A 22584-nucleotide genomic window follows, 5' to 3' on the forward strand; every position below is an offset into this window, starting at 1 on the left:
GTCATGTCGGCCCCGGCCCTGGTGGTCGTCCTGCTCGCGATCGGTGCCGCGGGCGGATGCGCGGTGAGTGGTGACGCTGCGACACCGACGGCCGCACCGCCGTCCGGGCCGCCGGCCAAGGGCCTCGTCAAGGTGGACCTCGGGCTCGGCTTCGACCAGGTGGTCGTCCCCGGTGACATGGTCCCGGGGACCGTCAACAGCGGCACCGCCCGGGTCGACGTCACCGTCGTCACCCAGGCCGGCGGCCGCCTCACCTGGACGCCCGGCCGCGGCGGAGGCTCGGCCATCCGGACCCCGGCCTACGCCGCCGAGGGCCCGGTCCCGGCGGCCGCGCTCCTCGTGCGCACCGACCCGTCGGCCGCCGACCCGCTCGACCCCGGCACCGCCGACCTGCTGGTGGCGGTGGACTTCCGTGCCGACCCGGCGACGGCCGGGCGCCCGGAGGACGACGGCGACAACCTCGTGCAGCGGGGGCGGTTCGGCCAGGCTGCGCAGCTCAAGGTCCAGCTCGACCACGGCGTCCCGTCCTGCCGGCTCGCGGGGACCCTCGGGGAGGTGTTCGTCACGGCGGAGCAGCCGGTGACGCCCGATCGCTGGTACCGGCTGACCTGCACCCGGACCGGCCCGTCGGTGCGGCTGCGGCTGGTCGACCTCGACGGCGAGACCGACCCCCAGGAGTGGACCGTCGCCGGCGACCCCGGCGCGATCACCTTCGACCACGCCCCTCTGTCCGTCGGAGCCAAGGTCGCCGACCGCGGCCGGATCGCTCAGGGCTCCTCCGACCAGTTCCACGGAACGATCGACCGTGTCGTCCTCGATGTCCGTTGAGGAGCCGGTCCGGCGCGTGGCGCTGGTCGCCGAGCGACGTCTCGTCGGCCAGGCGATCGCCGCGGCCCTGCGCGGTCGCGGCCTGGCACCGGTCCTCTTCGAGTGGCCCGAGCGCGGCGGCCGCCTCTCCTTCCGCCAGGGCCTGGCCCGCAGCGGTGCGTCGGTCGGCGTGATCCTCTGCGACCTGCGCACCCCCGACCTCCTCCACGACGTCGAGCTGCTCGTCAGCCGCGGCCCGATCCGCTGGCTGGTCCTCACCGACAGCGAGTTCGGGCCCCGCTGGGGCACCGTCCTCGGCGCCGGGGCGACCGGCGTACTCCCCACGACGACCACCACCGCCGGGCTCGCCAAGGCCGTCCGCGACACCCTCGCCGGCGGCTCGCCCACGCCCGACGTCCTGCGCGAGCGCGCCCTGCGCGAGTGGGAGAGCGTCGCGGAGGAGCAGCGCGAGCTGGTACGCCGCATGGAGCTGCTCACCCACCGTGAGTACGAGGTCCTCGGCGCTCTCTACGACGGCCTGTCCGTACGCCGGATCGCCGACGCGTCCGGTGTCGCCGAGGCCACCGTCCGCAGCCAGGTGAAGTCGCTGCGGCGCAAGCTCGGGGTGGACTCGCAGCTCGCGGCGGTGGCGTTGTACCGGCGGTCGCTGGAGGTGTTCCCCCGGGCCCGGCAGTGATCTAGTCCTCCTCCGGTCCCCGCGCCCGTGGCAGCCGGATGACGAACGTCGTACCACCGCCGTCGGGCCGCTCGCCCAGCTCGAGGGTCCCGCCCTGCTCGTGCAGGATCCGGCGGGCCCGGTGCAGCCCGATGCCCTGACCGCCGGACGCCCGCCCGTGGCTGCCCCACGAGAACAGCCGCTCGCGCAGCGCGGGCTCGAGGCCGGGGCCGTCGTCGGAGACCAGGATCTCGACGTGCTCGCCGACCCGGCGCGAGGTGATGGTGGTGCCCTGGCCGCCGGCGTGGTCGGCGGCGTTCTTGACCAGGGTGCCCAGGGCCTCGGCGAGCGCGTCGTGCCGGGCACGCACCCGGTGGCCGCCGCGAGTCCAGGCGACGACGTGGCCGAGGGTGGCCTGGGCGACGACGAACGAGGAGACGACGGCGTCGACGTCGACGATGGTCATCGGACCCGGCTGGGCGGCGACGGTACGACGCAGCCGGGCCGCCTCGATGTCGACCATCTTCTCCAGCGCGTCGCGTCGCGGCCCGGGAGGGATCTGCCCGCTGGCCAGCAGCCGCGCGCCGGCAGCGAGTCCGGCGGCTGCCGACCTGACCTCGTGCGCGACCTCGCGGTCCTGCTTGACCTCGGCCTCGGCCTCGGCGGCGAGATGGGCGTAGCGGGTGACCCGGGCGTCCAGGTGCTCCAGCGCGATCCGCAGCAGGGAGGCCGCAGTCGTGGCGGTGAGGGCGCTGAACAGCGCGACGCCGACGACGGCGATGGGCGGGGGCGTCATCGCGTCGACGACGGTCGAGTACAGCCGGGCCGTGAAGATCGCGAGCATGCCGACGCCGATGCGGGCAGTGGCCCATCCCGGCAGCGCGGAGGTCGCCAGCTGGAGGCCGATCGCCACCAGGACCAGGCCGACCAGCGCCATGATCGCGATGTCGACGGGATCCCGGGTGCCGAGGACCCCCGAGTCGTGGATGTAGGCCTTCACCAGCCGATGCAGGCCGAGCGTCGCCGTCGAGGCGGTCAGACCGAGCACGACGCCGGTCACCATCAGGTACTTGCCCGGGACGGCGGCGCGGCGTCCCCGATGGATCACGACGACCACGATCAGCACCGTGACCAGGTGTCCACTCGTCAGCCGGAAGGCGAGCGGGCTCAGTGACCGGTCGATCATCCCGAGCACCTCCAGCGGTGCGTCCTGGAGTGCCACCACGGCAGCGGCGACGGCCATGCTGCCGCGCAGGCCGTCGTACATCAGGCGTGCGTCGACGGCGAGCGCCACGCTCGCGCCGAGCACCAGCAGGTCGGACAGCAGCATCACCGCGTGCCCGGCGAGGATCACCCGCTCGCCGTCGGGGTCGCCGATCATCGCGACGACGAGGTACGGGTACAGCAGCAGGCCGGCGACGGCAGCACTCCACCACCACGACGAGTGCCTTGCTCTGTGCCCGTCGCGGCGGATCCACCGCCGGGTGGGCGACCCGGCGGGGTCACGGTCCCGACGGCCCCCCAGGTGCGCCGTCACCCTCCCATTGTCGGCAGCGCTGCCCGGTTCCGGGCGGGATCGGCCGGATTCGGTACGCCGGTCCCGGTCCGACCCGTGCTTGGCTGGCTCCATGACCCGTGCTCCGGCCCACCCGCCCAAGGCCCGACCCGGCGACAAGGTCGCGGTGCTGTCGCCGTCCTTCGCCGCGCCGGGGTTCGCGCCGGCCGTGCACGAGCAGGCGATGCGGCGGCTGGCGGAGGTGACCGAGCTGGTGCCGGTGGAGTACCCGACCACCCGTGTGCTGGGGGCGTCGCCGGAGCAGCGGGCAGCCGACGTCAACGCCGCCCTCGCGGACCCGGAGGTGCGCGCGATCGTCGCCACGATCGGCGGCGAGGACCAGGTCACCGTCGTGCCCCACCTCGACGCGGCGGCGGCTCGTCGCGACCCCAAGCCGTTCCTCGGCACCAGCGACAACACCAACCTGCACCAGTGGCTGTGGTCGCTCGGCATCGCCAGTTTCTACGGCGGCTCCACCCAGGTGCACCTCGGCCCGGGGCCCGGCCTCGATCCCGTGCACGAAGCCTCCCTGCGGGCGGCCCTGCTCGACGGCGGGCGGCTGGAGGTGACCGACCCGGGCGAGTCCGAGGACGTCGGCCGGGACTGGAACGACCCCCGTGCCCTCACGGAGTACGGCGACCGGGAGCCCACCGAGCCGTGGGCCTGGTCGGGCCCCGCCCGGTCGGTGACGGGGCCGACCTGGGGCGGCTGTCTCGAGGTGCTCCAGTGGGTGCTGACCGCGGGCCGGTTCCGCGAGGAGCCGGACGCCCTGGCCGGCGGCGTGCTGCTGCTCGAGACCTCGGAGGAGCTGCTCCCCGCCCGTGAGGTCGGCTGGATCGTGCGTGCCCTGGGGGAGCGCGGTCTCATCGCCGCAGCCGACGCGGTGCTGGTGGCGCGACCACCGGTCTCCGACTTCGAGCGACGGCCGGACCCGGCCGAGCGGGCTGCCCTGCGCGCCGCCCAGCGTGACGTCGTCCTCGAGCAGGTGAGCCGCTACAACCCCGACGCCGTCGTCTGCGTCGGCATCCCCTTCGGGCACACCCGACCGCAGTGGATCCTCCCCCACGGAGGAGCCGTCACGGTCGACGGCGCCGCCCGGCGGGTGTGGGCCGACTTCGGCTGACCCGACCCACACCCGGGCCCGACCGAGATCAGATGCCGTGGTTGGCCACGAGCAGCCGCTCGGGGTCGACGGCGTCGCGCACGCGGCACAGCCGGACCCAGTCCTCGCCGTCGTAGAACCTGCTCGGGTCGACGCGGGTCTCGGCGAATGTCGGCACCAGGCTGGTCCGCGACCACGCGCCCAGCGCCCGCACGACCGTGAAGGCCGCCGCCCGGCCGGCGACCGCGGCCTGCGGGGTGGGGGCCATGGCGACACAGAGGAGCGCGTACTCGCCGGGCACGTGCGACAGCACGCCCCCGTCCGCATCCGGTACGGCGAACGCCCCGCCCAGGTGCCGCAGCTCGGCGAACATCAGCCCGCCGCGGGTGCCTGGACCGACCTGCTCGAGGAAGACCTCGACCGCGGCGTCGTCCAGGGAGCCCAGCACGCTGTGGTCGGCGACTGCCGGCGACGGGCCCGGCGGGTCCATGTGGACCTGCAGCAGCGCCGTCGTCGGGATCCGTCCGAAGGTGTCCAGCTCCGGCTGGAGCGCCCGCAGGGGCGCCAGCACGGCGGCCGCGTCCTCGTCGGACTCGAGCACGGCGCCGTCGACGACGACGATGTCGCGCCCGGACAGGAACGGGGGCAGCTCGGGCAGCGGCGGGAAGCTCATCACCCGTAGCGACGTGGTCGCCGACTCCGGTGCGGAGCGGGTCCACTCGACCCAGGCCCGGACCACCTCGGGAGCCCGCTCGCGGTCCCACAGCAGCATGCCGGCGTACACGTCGGCGTACGGCAGCAGCTCGAGCTCGACGGCGACGACGACGCCGACGTTGCCTCCCGCGCCGCGCACGGCCCAGAACAGGTCCGGCTCCTCGGTGGCGCTCAGCCGCCTCAGCGCGCCGTCGGCGGTGACGACCTCGACGGCCCGGATCGAGCCGGATGCCAGGCCGTGCCGGCGACCGTAGAAGGACAGCCCGCCGGCCAGCGCGAAGCCGGCGACGGCCACGTCAGGAGCCGAGCCGTGCAGCGCGGTCAGCCCGTGCGCGGCCGCCGTGGTGACGACGTCCTCCCACAGGGTCCCGCCGAGGACCCGTGCGGTGCGGGTCGCCGGGTCGACACTGACACCGGTCAGGGCGTGCAGCCGGAGCAGGACGACGTCGTCGAGGGCGCCCTCGCCGAGGGGCGCGGCACCGTGGCCGGTGCTCTGCGGGGCGACCCGCAGGTCGGCGGCTGCCGCGGCCCGGACGACCGCCTGCACCTCGGCGACGGTGCGCGGGACGGCGACCGCGGCCGGCCGCAGGTCGACGGCCAGGTTCCACGGTGTGCGGGCGACGTCGTACCCGTCGTCGCCGGGCAGGTGGAGCTCGCAACCGGCGCCGAGCCGGGTCAGGGACGTGAGGTCAGGAGTGGTGGTCATGGCGCCCACCCTGCGGTCGCGCGACGGGTCCGGACCATCCCTGTTCCGGGTGGTGCTGCGCGTACTGGCGACTGGGATCGGGACTTCCCCAGAAAAGTGGGATACGCACCCCCGGATGCATCCGCCACACTGCTGGCATGGCCCGAGGACTGACCGCTGAGCGCGTGCGCCAGGACGTGGACGTCGTCGCGCGCGCCGGCCTCGACCTCGAGACCTTCCTCGAGGAGGCGATGACCTCCCTACGCCGGGCCGTCCCCTGGGAGAGCGCCTGCGTGGCGACCCACGACCCCGGCACCCACCTGCTCACCAGCGGCCGCAAGTACGGTGCCCTCGCGGGCGAGAGCGAGCACGATCACGAGTTCGCGCTGATCGAGTACGGCGACATCGAGGCCACCGCGTTCACCGAGCTGGTCCGCACCCAGACCGATGCCGCCGGCGTGCACCTCGTGCACGGCGGGGAGGTCGAGCGTTCGCCCCGGATGGAGCGGTTCATGGTGCCGCGCTTCGGTATCGGCGACGAGGCCCGGGTGGCCTTCCGTGACGGCCGGGAGATGTGGGGCGCCGCGGCGCTGTTCCGCGGCCCCGACGACCGGCCGTTCGACGCCGGGGAGATCGACTTCCTCGCCTCGCTGACCGGCATGTTCGCCCGCGGCGTCCGCGCCGGCGTGCTCACCCGGATGGCAGACGTCGTCGCGCCGGCTCCCGGTCCCGGTCCCGCCGTGATCATCGTCGGCCCCGACGACCGGGCCACCCAGATGACGCCGACCGCTGAGCAGTGGCTCGGCGAGCTGGCCGGCAGCCCCACCCACCCTGACCCGGTCTCCCCGGTCGCCGCGCTCATCGCGTCGGCCCGCCGCTACGCACGCGGCGAGATCCCCGCGCCCCCGCGCTGCCGGCTGCGCACCGCAGGTGGCATGTGGTTGGTCCTCCAGGCCGGTCCACTCAGCACCTTCCGCGACCGTGAGGGCGACGTCGTGATCACCATCGAGGAGGCGCGTCCGCCGGAGATCGTGGCGCTTGTCGTCGCCGCCTTCGGCCTGACCCCGCGCGAGCGCGACGTCACCCAGCTGGTGCTGCAGGGCGTCGACACCAAGGAGATCGCGAGCACGCTGCACCTGTCGGCGTACACCGTCCAGGACCACCTCAAGGCCGTCTTCGACAAAGCAGGCGTGCGGTCACGACGCGAGCTGATCTCGCGGGTCTACTTCGACCAGTACGTCCCTCGCATGGGCAGCGAGCTGGCCCCGTCCGGTTGGTTCTCCTGATGGCCTCGACGCTGACCCGCGAGCGCGTGCGGCAAGACGTCGGGGTGGTGGCACAGGCCGGCCTCGACCTCGACTCCTTCCTGGTGGAGGCCGTGGAGTCGCTGCGTCGAGCGGTGCCGTGGGTGAGTGCCTGCGTCGGCACCCACGACCCGCGGACCCTCCTCCTGACAAGCGACCGCAAGTTCGGGCACCTGCTGACCCAGGACCCGCGTGACGACGAGTTCGGCCTGCTCGAGTACGGCAGCCCGGAAGCGACCTCGTTCACTGAGCTCGCGACGGCGGAGCGTCCGGCCGCGGGCGTCTTCCTGCAGACCGGCGGCGACGTCGAGCGTTCGATGCGGATCGCGTCCTACCACCTGCTCCACTTCGGCCACGCCGACGAGGCCCGCCTGGTCTTCCGCGAGGGCACCGAGGTGTGGGGCGGCATGGGTCTGATGCGCGGCGCCGACGACCGGCCCTTCGACAATGCCGAGATCGACTTCCTCGCCTCCCTCGCGCCCGCCTTCGCTCGTGGCGTGCGCGCCGGCCTGATGGCCCGGCTGGCCGAGGTCGACGAACCCGAGGACGGGGGCACCGAGCTCCCCGGCCCGGCCGTCGTCATCATCGGCGCCGGGTACCGGATCGCCCAGATGACGCCCACCGCTGAGCACCGGCTCCGCGAGCTCGCCCGCGCCCCCCAGGGCGGGATCCCCGTCGCTCTGCTCTCTGGCCTGGTCGGCGCAGCGCGCCGCTATGCCCGGGGCGAGTCCACCGTGCTGCCCCGCTGCCGCGCCCGCACCCGGCTCGGCCGCTGGCTGATCCTCCAGGCAGGACCGCTCAGCAGCACCGGCGACCACGACGGCGATGTCGTGATCACCATCGAGGAGGCCCGTCCGCCCGAGATCGTCGGCCTCGTCGTCGCCGCCTTCGGCCTGACCCCGCGCGAGCGCGACGTCACCCAGCTGGTGCTGCAGGGCGTCGGCACCCAAGAGATCGGCCGCACCCTGCATCTGTCGGCGTACACCGTCCAGGACCACCTCAAGGCCGTCTTCGACAAGGCGGGCGTGCGGTCACGACGCGAGCTGATCGCGCGGGTGTTCTTCGACCAGTACGTGCCGCGGATGGGTGGGGAGATCGGGCCCGCCGGCTGGTACGTGGGCTAGGCGCGGGGGCCGGTGGATCAGTCGGCGAACGCGATCACGTCGCCGACGACCACGACGCGCACCTGGTCCCCGGCGGCCGGCACCGAGTCGGCCGGCGTACGTGCGGTGACCTGCTCGCCCGACGCGAGCCGCACTCGGATAGTGGCGTCGTGGCCGAAGAAGCTGACGTCGACGACCTCGCCGGGGACGCCGTCGGCGGAGCCGGAGGGCCGCACCTGCAGCTGCTCGGACCGTACGGCGAACCGTGCCGTGCCCGCCGAGCCACCGGACCGCAGCGTCACCTCGCCGAGCGCGCACCGCCCGCGACCCTCGCCGAGCACCTCGCCCGGCAGCAGCGACGCGTGGCCGATGAACGCCGCGACCCGGGGGTCGGCGGGGGACAGGTAGACCGAGGCGGGGGCGGCGACCTGCAGGAACTGGCCGGCGACCATCACGGCCACCTGGTCGGCCAGGGAGAGCGCCTCGCCCTGGTCGTGCGTGACGAGTACGGCGGCCGCTCCGGCTGCGCGCAGCGCCCGGACCACCGCGCGACCGGTCTCCTCGCGCAGGGAGGCGTCGAGCGAGGAGAACGGCTCGTCGAGCAGCACCAGCGCGGGCCGCGGGGCCAGCGCCCGGGCCAGGGCGACCCGCTGCTGCTGGCCGCCGGACAGCTCGTGGGGGTAGCGCTCGGCCAGGGCGGGGTCGAGCTCGACCAGCTGCAGCGCCTCGGCGACGACCGCACCGGCATCGCGGCGGCGGGACCGGGGCAGGCCGAAGGCGACGTTGCGGGCCACGCTCAGGTGCGGGAAGAGCGCACCTTCCTGGGGGACGTACCCGATCCCGCGATCACGCGCCGGGACCGGGCGCGGGCCGCCGACGACCGGTCGCCCGGCGACCGCGATGGTGCCGGCGGTGGGCTCGACGAAGCCCGCGACCGCCCGCAGCAGCGTGGTCTTGCCGCAGCCCGACGAGCCAAGGATCGCGGTGACGCCGGAGCCGACGTGGAGGTCGACCCCTTGGAGCACGGTGGTGCGGCCGTAGCCGGCCGTCAGGCCGCGGATCTCGAGTGCGGTCATCAGCGGCTCCTGATCGACAGTCGGGCCAGCAGCCACGTGGACGGGACGGACAAGACGATGAGGGCGAGGGCGTACGGCGCCGCGGCGCCGTAGGCGATCGAGGACGCGTCGGACCAGAACTTCGTCGCGAGCGTCTCGGTGCCGAGCGGCGCGAGCAGCAGGGTCGCGGTCAGCTCGGTGGACACGGCGAGGGCGACGAGGGCGGCGCCCGACGCCAGGCCGGGTACGACGAGCGGCAGGGTCACCCGGCGTGCGACCTCGGGCCCGGAGCAGCCCAGGCTGCGAGCCACCTCCTCGAGGCCGGGCGGCACCAGCTCGAAGGTGCCGCGCACGCTGACCACGGCCCGCGGCAGGAACAGGATGAGGTAGCCGACCAGGAGGAGCAGCAGGGTCTGGTAGAGGTCCGGCACCACCCGGATCGAGACCGTCACCAGGGCCAGTGCGATCACGATGCCCGGCATCGCACTCGCGGTATAGACGCTGCGCTCGATGGCGGTCGTGACCCAGCCGCGGTGCCGGACGGCCAGCCACACCACGGGGATCGCGGCGGCCGTGGTCAGCGCGCCGGCGAGCACCGCGAGCAGCAGTGTGTTGCCGAGCGCGCCGGCCAGCTCGCCGGTCTCGAGCCCGGTCGAGGTGCCGCGGACCAGCCAGCGCACCAGGGCGGCGAGGGGGACGCCGAGCGCCCAGAGCGCGAGCCCGGCCAGACCCGCGACGACCAGCGGCCGCCGCCGGCCGAGCCGGACCCGGGAGAACTCCCGGCTGGTGCCGGCACCCACGCGCGAACGTGGCCGTCGGCCCCGCAGCAGCAGCTCGATGCCCAGCAGGAGCAGGCAGAAGGTGACGAGGACGAGTGCCAGCAGGGTCGCCTCGGGGCCGTTGAAGACGGTGGCGTACTGCTGCAGGATCGCCGTGGTCAGGGTCGGGTAGTTGAGCAGCTGCAGGGCGCCGTACTCCGCCAGCAGGTGCAGCCCGACCAGCAGCGCACCGCCCAGCACCGCCGGGCTGATCGCCGGGAGGGTGACCCGGAGGAACACCTGCCAGGGCCCCTTGCCGAGCGCCGTCGCGACCTCCTCGACCGCCGGGTCCAGCCGCCGAAGCGCGGCGACCGTGGGCAGGTAGACGAGGGGGTAGTAGGACAGCGTCACCACCATCACCGCACCCGGGTACGACTGCACCGCGTGCGTCGTCGAGACCCAGCCGAAGCCGTTGACGAACGCGGGTACGGCGAGCGGCGCGCACAGCAGGCCGTGCCACCATCCGCGACCCGGTACGTCGGTCCGCTCGACCACCCACGCTCCGGCCACGCCGACCACGACGCTCGTGAGCACCCCCACGACCAGCAGCCGCGACGTGTTCCATAGCAGCTCCCCGATCCGGGGGCGCCACAAGAAGTCGACGGCCTCCGTCCGGCCGAGCTCGGCCGTGGTCCACAGGACGTAGCCGAGTGGAACCAGCGCCAGGGCGGCGATCGCCAGCCCGACGAGGAGGAGAGCGGGGGTCGAGCGGCTCGACGTACGGACGATCAGAGGAAGCCGACCTCCTCGAGGAGGTCGACGACCTTCTCGGCGTCCAGGTCGGACACGTTGACCTGCGGCGGCTGCAGCTCGCTGAACGGCTTGGTGACGCCCTCGAGCTGGACGTCCGGGTTGAGCGGGTACTCCAGCGCGTAGCTGTCGGCGAGGATCTGCTGGCCCTTGCGGTCCACCAGGAACTTCACGAACTTGCGGGCCTCGGGCTTCATGTCGCTCGACTTGAGGACGCCGGCGCCGGAGACGCTCACGAATGCGCCGGGGTCGCCGCCGGTGAAGTAGTGCTGCGCCGAGTGGTCGCTGACGTCGCCGTTCTCCTTGCGGTCACGCTCCCAGTAGTAGTGGTAGACGATGCCGACCTCGACCTGGCCGGAGTCCACCGCCTCGAGCACGAGGTTGTTGCCGTCGTACACCTTGCCGTTGGCCTTGATCCCCTCGAGCCACGCCTTGGTGGCCTCCTCGCCCTCGAGCTCGAGGACGGCGGCGACGATGGCCTGGAAGTCCGCTCCGGTGGGGGAGAACGAGATCCGCCCCTTCCACTCCGGCTTGGCGAGGTCGAGCAGCGAGGCGGGCAGCTGCGAGTCCTGGACCTGGTCGGTGTTGTAGACCAGGACCGTCGAGCGGGCCACGAAGCCGGTCCACAGGCCGCTGTGCGGGCGGTACTGCTCGGGGATCACGCCGAGGACGTCGGCGGGCAGCTTGTCGAACAGGCCGGCGGCCTCGACCTGCGACATGGCGGGGGAGTTCTCGGTGAGGAACACGTCGGCGGGCGAGGCCTTGCCCTCGGCGATGATCTGGTTCGACATCTCCAGGTCCTTGCCGTTGCGCAGCTCGACCTTGATGCCGGTCTCCTTGGTGAACTCCGGCGCGAGCTCCTTGAGCAGCGGCTCGTGCTGGGCGTTGTAGACCACCAGCGTCGGCTCGTCGTCGCCGCAGGCCGCCAGGAACGGGGCGACCAGGGTCAGGCCCGCGATGGCGAGACCCGTGCGGAGGAGCTTGTTCTTCATCGGACTTCCTCATCGATCGGATGGACGGGAGCGTAGTGAGACGGTCGGCGCAGGGGCGCGGAGACCCGGGCGGAGGCGCGGTTGACGACCTGCCACGCCACGACGCCGACAGCGAGCGAGGCGAGCAGCCCGCCCAGCGGCCAGCGGGTCTCGAACCAGGGATAGACCTGCCAGTGGGTCAGGTAGACGTACAGTGACGCGCTCGCGACCACGCCGGTCGGGCCGACCAGCAGTCGCGGCCACGGCACCGTCCGGACCCACACCAGGACGACCACGCCCGCGATGATCAGCAGGTCCCGCGCGGTGTCGCCGGTGAAGCCCCAGCAGCCCGCGAGCAGCACCGCGGTGACCACCGCGCGGTCGCGGGGGCCGCGCGCGACGGCGGCGGCCCAGCCGGCGAGGAAGAGCCAGGCGACGAAGAGCGTGGAGTGGATGACGTCGCCGTCGTACGACGCCAGCGTGGCCGCGTGGCGCGGGACGAGTGCGACGGCGGCCAGGACCAGCGCCAGCGGGAACCGGTGGCGGCGCTCGAACGCCATGACCCGCGGCACGGCGGTGAGCAGCCCGGCGCCGACGGTGAGGATCAGGACCACCTCGACGAACCAGTAGTACCAGGCGGGCTCGGACCAGTCGCGCGAGCCGAGCAGGTCGTTGAGCAGGAACACGGTGCGCCACCCGGGCTCGCCGGTCAGCAGCGCCACCGCACCGATCCACAGCACCGACGGGACGGCGACCCGCGCCGCGGCCCGGGTGACCCGCCCCACGCGCTCGCGCGGGCCGTCGTCGGCGAGGTGGAAGCGGGCGAAGTTCACGCCGGCGACGGCGAGCAGCACGTGCGCGCCGCCGAGCACCACCCACAGGTTCGTGTGGGAGCCGACGATGAGCACGATCGCCAGCGCGCGCAGCACGATCGTGACGTCGACCCGCGCCCAGACCCGATGGCGACGAGGCGCGGGAGCGCCGGGTGCCAGGCGGGCGGCGAGCTCGGCCACGGTCCGGTTCGGCCAGTCGGCGGGCAGCCGGCCCAGGCGGCTCTCCAGGCGCAGCGAGAGCTCGACGTACGACAGCGAGTCGCCACCGAGCCCGACGAAGGACTGGTCCGGGCCGACGTGGGGGTGGCCGAGGACGCGGGCGTAGAGCCGCGCGATCGACGCCTCGGGCGGGTCGGCGACCGGCGTCGGCGCGTTCTCGAGCCGGGCGACGGCCTGCTGGTCGAGCTTGCCGTTGGGCAGCCGCGGGAGCTCGGCGACCGCGACGACGCGGACCGCGTGCGCGGGAAGCCCGGTCGCGGCGGTGGTCGCCGCGGCGACGTCGGCCAGGTGGTCGCCGTCCGGGCGGCCGGGTACGGCGACCACGAGCTGTCGCCCGTCGACCGACTCCGCGCACCCGACGTCGTGGCCGCCCAGGCCGAGCAGCGTCTGCACCCGGTCGAGGTCGATCCGCTGGCCGAACAGCTTGGCGAAGCGCGAGCGCCGCCCCACGATCTCGACCAGGCCCTCGGGGGTGAAGCGGGCGAGGTCGCCGGTGCGCAGTTCGCCGGGGCCGGAGCCGAGCGCGAGGTCGGCCGGCGCCTCGGCGTACCCCATCATCACGTTGGGTCCGCGGTAGACGAGCTCGCCGACGCCGTCCCCGGCGCCCGCGACCGGGTCGATCCGGAACGCCCCGCCGGGCACCGCGACGCCCACGGTGCCGGGGTGGGTCGTGGCCCGCTCGGGCGGCAGGTACGCCATCCGGGCGGTGGCCTCGGTCTGGCCGTACATCACGACCAGCTCCCAGCCCTCGCGCGCGCCCTGGCGGGCCAGCGCACGCACCCGGTCCGGCGCGAGCCGGCCGCCGGCCTGGGTGACCTGGCGCAGCGTCGGCAGCTCGGGCCAGCCGGCGGTGCCGAGCAGGTCGAAGGTGTGGGGCACGCCCGCGAAGGACGTCACGCCCTCCGCCCGGGCCCGCTCCCACAGGGCCGGGTCGGTCACCGAGCGGTCGTCGAGCACCACGCTCGCGCCGGCCAGCAGGTGGCTGTGCAGCACGGACAGTCCGTAGCAGTAGTCGAGCGGCAGCGTCGTCAGCGCGACGTCGTCGCCGGTGAGCCCGAGGTAGGAGGCGATGGCGGTGGCGTTGGCGTCGAGGTTGTCCGCGGACAGCCGCACCAGCTTGGGGGACCCGGTCGAGCCCGAGGTGCTCAGCAGCAGCCGCAGGTCGGGGTGCAGCCCCGGCGCGGTGGCTCCGGTCGGCTGCCAGTGGCCGGCGGCGTGCTCGACCGAGACGCCGTACGCACGGGCCAGGCCGTCGTCGTGGGTGAGCAGCGTGGCGTGCCCGCCGGTGAGGGCCGCCAGCCAGGCCACCACGAACTCAGCCGTCGGAGCCGGCCTGAGCCGCACCAGGTGGGCCTCGCCGAGGGCGGCCAGCTGGTCGCGGGACGTCGCGACCCGGCGGTCGAGGTCGGCGTACGTCAGGGTTCGGGTGGGCGTGCGCAGCGCGGGGTGGTCGCCGTGGCGAGCGAGGTCGCCGGCGATGCGCGCCGCGACCTGTGCCCCTCCTGTGCCGACCCCCATGAGGGAAGGCTAAAGCAAGGCTGCCCTTCCTGCGGAAAGCCTGCCCTTACTGAGATGGGGTGAGGAGGAAGACCGGGATCACCCGGTCGGTCCACTCGACGTACTTGTCGTAGTTGGGCCAGATGGTCACCATGTGCGCCCAGGCCCTGACCTTCTCCTCGCCGGTCAGCTCGCGCCAGGCGCAGGTGTGGTGGCGGCGCCGGTAGTCGACCTCCACCGTGTCCGCCGCGCGCAGGTTCGCCGACCAGACCGGCGGCTTCGGGGCGCCGAAGGATGAGCCGGCGATCAGCCAGCCGCCCTGCCAGGGCACGCACAGCAGCGGCGTGGAGCGGGGGATGCCCGACTTTCGGCCCTTCACGGTGAGCAGCAGGCTCGGCAGGCCGGCGAGCCCGACCAGGCTCACCCGGCGGCCGGTGAGCCGCTGCAGGTGTTTGTCGGTCCAGGTGATCTGGGGGAGCAGCCCCGGCATCCACGGCTGGGAGCCGAGCTTGATCGCGACGGGGGTGAACAGGCCCATGGGCGAACCCTAGAACCTGTTCTCCCCCGGTGCGACGATCGGGTCAGCCGACCTGCATGACGCGGGTGCCGCCCGCGAACTTGTCGTGCCAGCCCTGGTGGTTGGGCTGGTCGTTGTTGAGTGTGATCGCGATGTAGATCACCGCGGCGAGCGGGACCGCCCAGCCCAGGAAGAACCACCCGATGAACGGGATGATGCTGAGCAGGCCCAGCGCCGAGTAGGCGTTGCGCTTGATCGCCTGCTCCATGGTCGGCTTGCTGACGCCGTCGGGGCCGTAGGTCCGCAGCTTCAGCACCATCTTGCCGACGGTCTGCCCGGAGTTGGACTCCATGAAGGCGAAGTAGCCGAGGTAGATGGCGGCCTGGAGGATCGCGGTCACGGTCCAGAACAGGAAGTACTCGCCGAAGGAGTGGATGAAGCCGGTCAGGAAGATCCCGCTGAACACCGCGTAGATGATCGCGTAGACCACGCCGAGCAGCACGTGGTCGATCAGGCGGGCCAGGAACCGGTTGAGCAGCTCGCCCGGACGCGGCACGCCGGCGGCGGTGCCGCCCGGCTGGGGCTGCGGCGGGCCGCCGTACCCACCCGGCGGGGGCGGCGGCGTACCGCCCGGCGGGGGCGGCGGGGGCGGCTGGTTCTGGGACATGCGAGCTCCTCGGGTCATGGGGTGCGCGTGCGCACCCGGGGGTGGCAGCAATGTAGTGCGGAAAGGCGCCTCCGAGTCGGCATTGCGAGCGTTCTTGCCCCGTTGTCCCGACGTTCAACCCACTGCCGTCGCGCGCCCCTACCTTGCGACCGTGATCGCTCGCGGAACGCTCGGCAGCCTGCTCGTGCTGCTCGGCGGACTCGTCACCGCCACCCTCCCCGCCTCCACCCCGGTGCTGCGCATCGGCACCCTCGAGGCGCTGCGGGCACACGAGGTGGGCCGGATGACCGGCCTGGTGGTGGTCCTGGTCGGCCTCGGCCTGCTCGCCAACGCCTGGCTGCGGCTGTGCCGCACGGTCGCGGTGGGCGAGCGCGAGACCACCGACCCGGTCGAGGGCGTGGCCCTCGCGCGCTTCGCCGCGATCGTGTGGACCGCGCCGCTGATGCTCGCCCCGCCGCTGTTCTCCCGCGACGGCTGGTCGTACGCCGCGCAGGGCAAGCTCGCGGAGGTGGGGCTCTCGCCGTACGTCGTCGGGCCGGGGGCGCTGGCCCCCGACACCTTCCTCCCGCTACCGGGCTGGATCACCGGCCCGCCGATCGTCCAGGCCGTCGACCCGCTGTGGTGGGACACCGCCACGCCGTACGGGCCGGTGCCGGTGTTCCTCGGCGCGATCGTCGCGGGCATCACCGGCAACCCGTGGATCCTGGTGATCGCGCACCGCGGGTTCGCACTGATCGGCCTCGTGCTGCTGGCCTGGGCGGTCCCGCGGCTGGCGGCGTGGGGCGGCGCCAACCCGGCCGTCGCGACCGCGCTGGTCATTGTGTCGCCGCTGATGATGGCCAACGGTGTCGCGGGCCTGCACAACGACCTGCTCATGGTCGGTCTGATGGCCGCCGCCCTCGTCGTGGCCGTCGAGCGCGGCTGGGCCTGGGGCGCGGTGCTCGCCGGCGTGGCGGCGGGCGTCAAGGTGCCCGGAGGCCTGGTGGCGGTGGGGATCGTGCTGGTCTCGCTGCCCGTCGGCGCCGACCTGGTCGCCCGGCTGCGGCGGCTCGGCGCCGTCGGCGCGGTGTCCGTCGGCACCCTGGTCGGGCTCGGCGTCGCCACCGGCATCGGCAACGGCTGGCTGCGCGCGCTCACCGTCCCCGGCGAGGTCAACACCCCGCTGTCCGCCACCACCCTGGTCGGCGGCGTCCTCGACTGGCTGGCCCTGCATCTCGGCCTCGGCACCGAGCCCGCCCTGTTCCGCGACCTGGTCCGTGCCCTCGGCCTGCTCGCCTCGCTGGGCGTCGGCGCCTTGGTCGGGCTGCGCTGGCCGACCGGCTCCCGGCGTACGGCGCTCGCGGCCGTCGCCACCGTGGGCTCTGCGTTCGTGCTGCTCTCGCCGGTCGTCCACCTCTGGTACTTCCTGCTGCTGCCGCCCTTCCTCGCCACCCAGCGCCTCCCGCGCCACGCCACCGGAGCCCTCGTCGCCGTCTCGGTCCTGCTCGGCCTGGTCGCGCCGCTCGACTCCTCGCTGCACGGCGCCTACTACGCGATCGTGATCGGCTGCATGACCGTCGCTCTGCTCCTGCCGGTCCTGCTGCTCACCCCGCCCGCGCGCGAACGCCTGGCCCGCATCGTCGCGCCGCTCGCCCCTCCGCTTGTAACTAAGGGTTACAGCACGAAAACCGGTGCGGGAACGCCCGGGTAGTAGCCGCAGCGCCCGGGTGGTGATGGGACGTCATGTCGGATCGAGCGCCCGTCGTACACGGTCATCCACAGGCGCCGATTGCCGATGTGTCGACAACGAGGTCGGCGGCAACCGTGCCCAGTCATGCACCCTCGAGCCCTGGCGGCGATGGCCGCGAACGGTGGTCTGATCACTCGGCACCAACTCCACGACCTGGGCATCGGCCCGGGCCAGATCCGGTCGATGCTGCGCCGCCGCCGAGGCGAGCTGGAACCCCGTCTGCGCGTTCTCCGTCGCGGCATCTACACGACCACCGAGATCTGGAATGCTCTCGATGCGTACGTCGGCCAGCCGCTGCTCCTCGCGCGTGCAGCCGGGCTCGCCGCCAAGCGCGACTGGGTGCTGAGCCACGACTCGTCCTGCCACCTCCAGAAGCTTCCGATGCTTCGTCCGGAGGTGCCGCTGGTCCATCTCACCCGCCCCGGCTGGACGAATGCCTGGACGGAGTACGGCATCAAGCACCACCTGGCGAGGTTCGCTGGCGAGCAGGTGGTCGTCGTGGACGGACTCCGCGCCCTCGACCTTCCCCGCACTGCCGTCGACGTCGCCCGGGAGCACGGGTTCCGCCACGGCCTGGTGGCCTGTGACGCGGCGATGAGGCGGGGAGTCAGCCGTGCCGAGTTCTGGAGTGCGGTCGAGATCATGACGAACTGGCCCGGCGTGAAGGACGCACGACTCGCTGTGGCCCTGGCCGATCCGGGTGCGGAGAGCGTCCTGGAGACCTTGGCGCGCGAACTGGTGATCGAGTCCGGGATCGGTGATCCGGAGACGCAGTTCCCGGTGCGTACGACGCGAGGCGTGGCGTGGTGCGACCTGCGGGTCGGCAACCTGATGATCGAGGCAGATGGTGAGGTCAAGTACCTCGACCAGGAGGACGGCGGGCTGTCGAGCGACCCGCGGCAGACGTGGTTCGACGAGAAGGTCAGGGAGCGGGCGGTCACCGACCGTGGGCTCGTCGTGGTGCGGGTCGTGAACGACGACATCTGGAAGGGGCGCCGCCGCGCGGAGGCGATCGACCGGATCCGACGCGCGAATGCCGAGGCGGTCCAGCGGTTCGGTGCTGAGATCCGCCCGGAGCTGGCTCGGGAGGCGGAAGAGCTCCGGCGGCAGTACGGCGATCGCCGTTCGGCCTGAAGCGACTACCCGGGCGCTCTGACACCTACCCGGGCGTTGTTGCACCGGTTTTCGCGACGTAACACGTAGTTACAAGGGCTCAGGCGCTGAGCACCCCGACCCGGTCGCCGGCATGCAGCGCCAGCATCCGGGCGACGGTGCGGTCCCAGCCGAACTGCTCGGCCCGCACCCGGGCAGCGGTACGACGACGCGACTCGGGCAGCGAGAGGAGCCGCAGCACGGCGTCGGCCAGCGCCTCGGGCGTCGGCGCACCCCACGCGCCGCACGAGGCGTCGACGAGCTCGCGGGCGCCGCCGCGGTCGGCGGTCACGACGGGGGTGCCGCAGGCGAGGGCCTCGAGGACGGCGAGGCCGAAGGTCTCGCCGGGGCACACGGACAAGGACACGTCCGCGGCGGCGAGCCGGTCGCGCAGGGCGGCCCGGCCGTCGACGTACCCGTGGAAGTGGACGGGCGCCCCGGCGGCGAGGGCCTCGAGCTCGTCGCGGTGCGGGCCCTCGCCGTACACGTCGAGGCGCAGCGGGATCCCGCGCCGGTGCAGCTCCACGGCCGTCGCGACGGCCAGGTGCGGGGACTTCTCCCGGGACAGCCGGCCGGCGTGGACCAGTCGCAGCTCCCCACTGCCGCCGACCGGACGAGGAACGGGCCGGAAGGTCGCCAGGTCGACCCCGAGCGGCACCCGCGACACCGGGCAGCCGGCAGCGTCGGCGACCGAGCGGAACTCACCCTCGGCGTACGCCGACGTGACGACCACCGTGTCGAAGCTGCGCACGATCAGCCGGTTGAGCAGCCCGATCGAGACCTTCGAGGTGGTCTCGAGACCGGTGCGCATCGCGAACATGTCGCCCATCCGCTCGTGCGACAGCAGCACCGAGCGCACGCCGTTGCGTCGCGCCCACCACGCGACCGGAAGCAGGGTCAGCTTGTCGCTCCACTCGACGCTGGTCGGCGCGAACCGCTCCAGGACCTCGGTGACCCGCCACGGCTCGACGATCAGCCGGTACCCGCCGCCCACTCGCGGCGCGCGCACCTGGACGACGTCCCCCAACGGCGTCGTCCGTACGGCGTCGACCGGTCCCGGGATGACGAGGAGACGCTCGGCACCGGCGGCGACGTACCCCTGGCCGAGCTGCTCGATCGCAGTCCGCATGCCTCCCGAGGTCGCGCCGACGAAGTTGGCCAGCTGGGCGATCCGCACGGGCACACCATCGCCGGAACGGGTGAACCCTCGCCCACCTGCCGGTTGACGGGGGCGGAAGGATGGACGCATGAGCAACCCGGAAGCCAAGCCCGACGAGGTGATCTGCGAGGGCCGGCAGGCCGCCGGCATCGAGCTGATGGAGCCGCGGGAGGTGCCGCTGGGCGGACCCCGCGCGATGCCGGTACGACGCACGCTGCCGCAGCGGCACCGCTCGCTGATCGGGGCCTGGTGCTTCCTCGACCACTACGGCCCGGACCTGGTCAGCGAGAGCGGCGGCATGGAGGTCGCCCCGCACCCGCACACCGGCCTGCAGACCGTGAGCTGGCTGTTCACCGGCGAGATCGAGCACCGTGACAGCGCGGGCAACGTGGCGATGGTGCGGCCCCAGGAGGTCAACCTGATGACCGCCGGCCAGGGCATCAGCCACTCCGAGGTGTCGACGCCGGGCACGACGGTGCTGCACGGCGCCCAGCTCTGGGTGGCGCTGCCGGACGCCGCTCGCGACACCGACCCCGGGTTCCAGCACTACGCACCGGCCGAGGTCGCCGGCGACGGCTGGCGGGCCCATGTCTTCCTCGGCTCGCTGCTCGGCGACAGCTCACCGGTCACCACCTTCACGCCGCTGCTCGGCGCCGAGCTGGTCCTCGACCCGGGCACCACGCTGCGCGTGCCCGTCGACCCGGCCTTCGAGCTCGGCGTCCTCGTCGACCTCGGGTCGGTGTCGGTGGGTGAGGTGGACGCGAAGGTCGCCGACCTCGCCTTCGTCCCGCCCGGCGGCGACGAGCTGGTCCTGGTCGCCGGCGACGAGGGGGCGCGGCTGCTGGTGCTCGGCGGGCCGCCGTTCGGCGAGTCGATCGTGATGTGGTGGAACTTCGTGGGCCGCACCCACGAGGAGATCGTCGCGTACCGCGCCGCCTGGCAGCAGCAGATCACCGGCCCCGACGGCAACCTCGTCCCCGACAGCCGCCAGGTCGCGCCGGGCCGGTTCGGCGTCGTACCCGACCAGCCCCTGCGCCCGATCCCCGCACCCGGGCTGCCCAACGCCCGGTTGAGGGAACGCCGGTGATCGCAGGCCTCACCTGGCTGGTCGCGTTCCAGGTGCTCGGGGAGGTCGTCGTCCGCGTCCTCGACGTCACGGTGCCGGGTCCGGTCGCCGGGATGCTGCTGCTGTTCGTGTTCCTGCGCGTGCGCCGGTACGGCGACGACGGCGCCATCGTCCGCGCCGGCACCGCGCTGCTGCGGCACCTGCAGCTGTTCTTCGTCCCCGCGGGCGTCGGCATCGTCGTCTACCTCGCGGTGCTGCGAGACGACGCGCTGCCGATCGCGGCCGCGGTCCTGGGCTCCTGGCTGCTCGGGCTCGTGGTGGTCGCCTGGACGGCGGTCGGCCTGGAGCGGTTGCTCGGCAAGCCCCGCGACGACCTCGGCGCCCGCCCGGACGGTGCGGGGGAGGCGGTGTGAGGGACGACCTGCTCGACCTCGCCCGCTCGCCGGTGACGCTGCTGCTGGTCACCCTGGTCGGCTACCAGGCCGGCCGCTGGCTGCGGACCCGCACCGGCGGGCACGCCCTGGCCCAGCCGGTGCTGCCCGCGATCGCTGTGGCGGCGGTGGCGATCACCGTCCTCGACGTCGACTACGCCGACTACCGCAGCGCCACCGAGCTGATCGCGTTCTGGCTCGGCCCGGCGACGGTGGCGCTGGCGATCCCGCTGCACCGCCAGGCCGACCGGCTCGCTGGTTTCGTCGTCCCCCTGCTCGTGGCGGTCGTCGCCGGGGCGGTGACCTCGATCGTCACCGCGGTCCTGATCGCCCGCGCGCTGGGCGCCGACGAGGTCCTCGAGAAGACCCTCGCCACCAAGGCCGCGACCACGCCGGTCGCGATCGCGCTCACCCAGACCCTCGGCGGGATCCCGCCACTGGCGGCGGTGTTCGCGATCGGCATCGGCATCGTCAGCGCCGTCATCGCGCCGGCGACCCTGAACCTGCTGCGCATCCGCGACCGGCGGGCCCGGGGGCTCGCCGTCGGCGCGGTGTCGCACGGCATCGGTGCCTCCCGGATGCTGAGGGAGGACGAGACGGAGGGCGCCTTCGCCGGCCTCGGCATGGGGCTCTCGGCGCTCGCGATCAGCATGCTCGTCCCGCTGCTGGCGCTGGTCCTGTTCTGATGGGGCTGCGCAGGCTCGGGGCGGCGGTCGCCGGCGTCGTGCTCCTCGGCCTCGTTGCGGCGTGTGGGACGGCCGGTCCGCCCGGCCCGGCGTCCGACCTGCGCGACCTCCCCGGGGTGCGGGACGTCGCACTCGAGCGGGTCGCGCTCGACACCGACTACTACGGCTACCACGGCGTCGTCGACATGGAGCCGGATGCGACACCCGACCAGGTCGCCGACGTCCTCGACGAGCTGGGCCGCTGGAAGAGCACCCGCGACGCCGAGGAGGTCACCACCGCGGTGTTCCTCGGCGCCGGCACGACCGAGCTCCACGACGCCGCCTGGCTCGACGGCTCCGCCGCCGGCGTCGGCCGGGTCCGCGACCACGCCGGCAACCGGGCCGACGCCGAGCTGCTGGTCCGGGCCACCGCCGCGCTGGGGCTGCCGGTCACGATCGAGGAGGGCGAGTGGGACGTGGTCACCCCCACGCCCCGCGAGACCGCCGCCGCCATCGTGACCATGCCCGACCTCGCCGCGGTCCCCGACCTGGTGGTCCGTCGGCCGTACCCGCCGCCCGACACGGACTGGTGGGGGCGGACCGGCTCGATCGGTGCGTCGCCCCGGCTCACCCCCGAGGTGCTGACGGCCTACGACCGCGTCGTCGACAGCACCCGCCTGGTCCCCGAGGGCGAGGCCTCCCTGCTGTTCGTCGGCAACCCCAGCCGCCGCGCGCTGGGGGAGGAGTACGACGAGGCCGGCAATGTCGTCGAGCAGCCCGTCGGGACCTTCCAGGTGCAGGTCGACGTCCGGCTCCCCGACGGTGCCGGTCCACGCACCCGGCAGCCGCGGCTCTCCGACGACCCGCTGTGGCCGATGGTCCGCGCCCAGCTCGACGTGCTGCGCGACCAGCCGGCCGGCTCGCACCTGTGGATCACCCTGCAGTTCACCCGCCCCGGCGGGATCGCGTACGACGAGAGCCGCCCGCTCGTCGAGGTGACCCGCGGGGAGCACCTCCCGAAGCGGGCCCGGACGCCGTGGAACCTCGAGGCGTCGGCGTACCTCAACGGCTGAGCGGACTTACGACCCTGGTCGGACGTTCGGCGCCCG

The 22584-nt window shown here is 73.7% G+C and carries 20 protein-coding genes; 11 read left to right on the top strand and 9 right to left on the bottom strand.

Annotated elements, in window-relative coordinates; genetic code table 11:
• Positions 1-3 precede the first annotated feature (3 nt).
• Together QI633_RS02885 and QI633_RS02890 are read left to right on the top strand one after the other, a co-directional pair.
• Positions 4-828 (top strand): hypothetical protein, encoded by an 825-nt coding sequence (locus tag QI633_RS02885; RefSeq protein WP_141800470.1) that lies wholly within the window; start codon positions 4-6, stop codon positions 826-828.
• On the top strand, positions 818-1504 hold the full coding sequence (locus QI633_RS02890) for a response regulator transcription factor (protein ID WP_141800469.1): 687 nt from the start codon (positions 818-820) through the stop codon (positions 1502-1504). Before QI633_RS02885 ends, QI633_RS02890 begins: the two co-directional genes overlap by 11 nt.
• 1 nt (position 1505) lies before the next feature.
• Here QI633_RS02890 and QI633_RS02895 read toward each other — a convergent pair whose 3' ends face one another.
• The gene (locus tag QI633_RS02895) at positions 1506-3020 is read right to left on the bottom strand and encodes an ATP-binding protein (RefSeq protein ID WP_282428024.1); all 1515 of its coding nucleotides are present in this window, start codon (positions 3018-3020) and stop codon (positions 1506-1508) included.
• Between the two features lie 91 nt (positions 3021-3111).
• Between QI633_RS02895 and QI633_RS02900 the strand changes: the two genes are divergently transcribed.
• Positions 3112-4161 (top strand): LD-carboxypeptidase, encoded by a 1050-nt coding sequence (locus tag QI633_RS02900; protein ID WP_141800467.1) that lies wholly within the window; start codon positions 3112-3114, stop codon positions 4159-4161.
• Between the two features lie 28 nt (positions 4162-4189).
• Here QI633_RS02900 and QI633_RS02905 read toward each other — a convergent pair whose 3' ends face one another.
• A complete protein-coding gene (locus tag QI633_RS02905; protein WP_141800466.1) occupies positions 4190-5560 on the bottom strand; it encodes an FAD-binding protein in 1371 nt (456 codons plus the stop codon).
• A 137-nt stretch (positions 5561-5697) separates the two neighbouring features.
• Between QI633_RS02905 and QI633_RS02910 the strand changes: the two genes are divergently transcribed.
• Both QI633_RS02910 and QI633_RS02915 read left to right on the top strand, forming a co-directional pair.
• Entirely contained in the window at positions 5698-6825 is a 1128-nt protein-coding gene (locus QI633_RS02910; protein WP_141800465.1) for a LuxR C-terminal-related transcriptional regulator, read from the top strand.
• Positions 6825-7967, top strand: coding sequence for a helix-turn-helix transcriptional regulator (locus QI633_RS02915; RefSeq protein WP_141800464.1), 1143 nt, complete (start codon positions 6825-6827; stop codon positions 7965-7967). The genes QI633_RS02910 and QI633_RS02915 overlap by 1 nt, the downstream gene beginning before the upstream one ends.
• A 17-nt stretch (positions 7968-7984) precedes the next feature.
• Here QI633_RS02915 and QI633_RS02920 read toward each other — a convergent pair whose 3' ends face one another.
• From QI633_RS02920 to QI633_RS02945, 6 genes are all read right to left on the bottom strand, one after another.
• Positions 7985-9022 (bottom strand): ABC transporter ATP-binding protein, encoded by a 1038-nt coding sequence (locus tag QI633_RS02920; protein ID WP_141800463.1) that lies wholly within the window; start codon positions 9020-9022, stop codon positions 7985-7987.
• Positions 9022-10359: an iron ABC transporter permease gene (locus tag QI633_RS02925; protein ID WP_260806530.1), complete on the bottom strand. Its 1338-nt coding sequence runs from the start codon at positions 10357-10359 to the stop codon at positions 9022-9024. Before QI633_RS02925 ends, QI633_RS02920 begins: the two co-directional genes overlap by 1 nt.
• 188 nt (positions 10360-10547) lie before the next feature.
• Positions 10548-11561, bottom strand: a complete 1014-nt coding sequence (locus QI633_RS02930; protein ID WP_141800461.1) for an iron ABC transporter substrate-binding protein — start codon at positions 11559-11561, stop codon at positions 10548-10550.
• Positions 11558-14110 carry an AMP-binding protein gene (locus tag QI633_RS02935; RefSeq protein WP_282428025.1) on the bottom strand — a complete coding sequence of 851 codons (2553 nt, stop codon included), beginning with the start codon at positions 14108-14110 and terminating at the stop codon, positions 11558-11560. The genes QI633_RS02930 and QI633_RS02935 overlap by 4 nt, the downstream gene beginning before the upstream one ends.
• Positions 14111-14156: 46 nt before the next feature.
• Entirely contained in the window at positions 14157-14627 is a 471-nt protein-coding gene (locus tag QI633_RS02940) for a nitroreductase family deazaflavin-dependent oxidoreductase (protein ID WP_282428026.1), read from the bottom strand.
• A 43-nt stretch (positions 14628-14670) separates the two neighbouring features.
• The gene (locus QI633_RS02945) at positions 14671-15273 is read right to left on the bottom strand and encodes an RDD family protein (protein WP_141800458.1); all 603 of its coding nucleotides are present in this window, start codon (positions 15271-15273) and stop codon (positions 14671-14673) included.
• 151 nt (positions 15274-15424) lie between these two features.
• On the opposite strand from QI633_RS02945, the gene mptB reads away from it, so the two are divergent.
• Positions 15425-16963 carry a polyprenol phosphomannose-dependent alpha 1,6 mannosyltransferase MptB gene (mptB, locus tag QI633_RS02950; RefSeq protein WP_282428027.1) on the top strand — a complete coding sequence of 513 codons (1539 nt, stop codon included), beginning with the start codon at positions 15425-15427 and terminating at the stop codon, positions 16961-16963.
• A 123-nt stretch (positions 16964-17086) separates the two neighbouring features.
• A complete protein-coding gene (locus QI633_RS02955; RefSeq protein WP_282428028.1) occupies positions 17087-18136 on the top strand; it encodes a hypothetical protein in 1050 nt (349 codons plus the stop codon).
• A gap of 79 nt (positions 18137-18215) precedes the next feature.
• Here QI633_RS02955 and QI633_RS02960 read toward each other — a convergent pair whose 3' ends face one another.
• Positions 18216-19331: a glycosyltransferase gene (locus QI633_RS02960; RefSeq protein ID WP_141800456.1), complete on the bottom strand. Its 1116-nt coding sequence runs from the start codon at positions 19329-19331 to the stop codon at positions 18216-18218.
• Between the two features lie 70 nt (positions 19332-19401).
• Between QI633_RS02960 and QI633_RS02965 the strand changes: the two genes are divergently transcribed.
• From QI633_RS02965 to QI633_RS02980, 4 genes are read left to right on the top strand one after another with little or no spacing between them, the layout of a single operon-like run.
• A complete protein-coding gene (locus QI633_RS02965; protein WP_282428029.1) occupies positions 19402-20400 on the top strand; it encodes a pirin family protein in 999 nt (332 codons plus the stop codon).
• Complete coding sequence (locus QI633_RS02970) at positions 20397-20792, top strand: CidA/LrgA family protein (protein WP_141800454.1); 396 nt, start codon at positions 20397-20399, stop codon at positions 20790-20792. The genes QI633_RS02965 and QI633_RS02970 overlap by 4 nt, the downstream gene beginning before the upstream one ends.
• Positions 20789-21496 carry an LrgB family protein gene (locus QI633_RS02975; protein ID WP_141800453.1) on the top strand — a complete coding sequence of 236 codons (708 nt, stop codon included), beginning with the start codon at positions 20789-20791 and terminating at the stop codon, positions 21494-21496. The genes QI633_RS02970 and QI633_RS02975 overlap by 4 nt, the downstream gene beginning before the upstream one ends.
• Positions 21496-22548, top strand: coding sequence for a hypothetical protein (locus tag QI633_RS02980; protein WP_282428030.1), 1053 nt, complete (start codon positions 21496-21498; stop codon positions 22546-22548). The genes QI633_RS02975 and QI633_RS02980 overlap by 1 nt, the downstream gene beginning before the upstream one ends.
• Positions 22549-22584: the final 36 nt, after the last annotated feature.

The sequence above is a fragment of the Nocardioides sp. QY071 genome, assembly GCF_029961765.1.
Classification (GTDB): Bacteria; Actinomycetota; Actinomycetes; order Propionibacteriales; family Nocardioidaceae; genus Nocardioides.

What these genes read in the sequence shown, in the direction of transcription:
- QI633_RS02915 (WP_141800464.1), top strand. Translation starts at nt 6,825, where the DNA reads ATGGCCTCGACGCTGACCCGCGAGCGCGTGCGGCAAGACGTCGGGGTG.
- QI633_RS02885 (WP_141800470.1), top strand. Translation starts at nt 4, where the DNA reads ATGTCGGCCCCGGCCCTGGTGGTCGTCCTGCTCGCGATCGGTGCCGCG.
- QI633_RS02955 (WP_282428028.1), top strand. Translation starts at nt 17,087, where the DNA reads ATGCACCCTCGAGCCCTGGCGGCGATGGCCGCGAACGGTGGTCTGATC.
- QI633_RS02940 (WP_282428026.1), bottom strand. Translation starts at nt 14,627, where the DNA reads ATGGGCCTGTTCACCCCCGTCGCGATCAAGCTCGGCTCCCAGCCGTGG.
- QI633_RS02910 (WP_141800465.1), top strand. Translation starts at nt 5,698, where the DNA reads ATGGCCCGAGGACTGACCGCTGAGCGCGTGCGCCAGGACGTGGACGTC.
- QI633_RS02920 (WP_141800463.1), bottom strand. Translation starts at nt 9,022, where the DNA reads ATGACCGCACTCGAGATCCGCGGCCTGACGGCCGGCTACGGCCGCACC.
- QI633_RS02935 (WP_282428025.1), bottom strand. Translation starts at nt 14,110, where the DNA reads ATGGGGGTCGGCACAGGAGGGGCACAGGTCGCGGCGCGCATCGCCGGC.
- QI633_RS02930 (WP_141800461.1), bottom strand. Translation starts at nt 11,561, where the DNA reads ATGAAGAACAAGCTCCTCCGCACGGGTCTCGCCATCGCGGGCCTGACC.
- QI633_RS02965 (WP_282428029.1), top strand. Translation starts at nt 19,402, where the DNA reads ATGAGCAACCCGGAAGCCAAGCCCGACGAGGTGATCTGCGAGGGCCGG.
- QI633_RS02905 (WP_141800466.1), bottom strand. Translation starts at nt 5,560, where the DNA reads ATGACCACCACTCCTGACCTCACGTCCCTGACCCGGCTCGGCGCCGGT.
- QI633_RS02900 (WP_141800467.1), top strand. Translation starts at nt 3,112, where the DNA reads ATGACCCGTGCTCCGGCCCACCCGCCCAAGGCCCGACCCGGCGACAAG.
- QI633_RS02890 (WP_141800469.1), top strand. Translation starts at nt 818, where the DNA reads ATGTCCGTTGAGGAGCCGGTCCGGCGCGTGGCGCTGGTCGCCGAGCGA.
- QI633_RS02980 (WP_282428030.1), top strand. Translation starts at nt 21,496, where the DNA reads ATGGGGCTGCGCAGGCTCGGGGCGGCGGTCGCCGGCGTCGTGCTCCTC.
- QI633_RS02945 (WP_141800458.1), bottom strand. Translation starts at nt 15,273, where the DNA reads ATGTCCCAGAACCAGCCGCCCCCGCCGCCCCCGCCGGGCGGTACGCCG.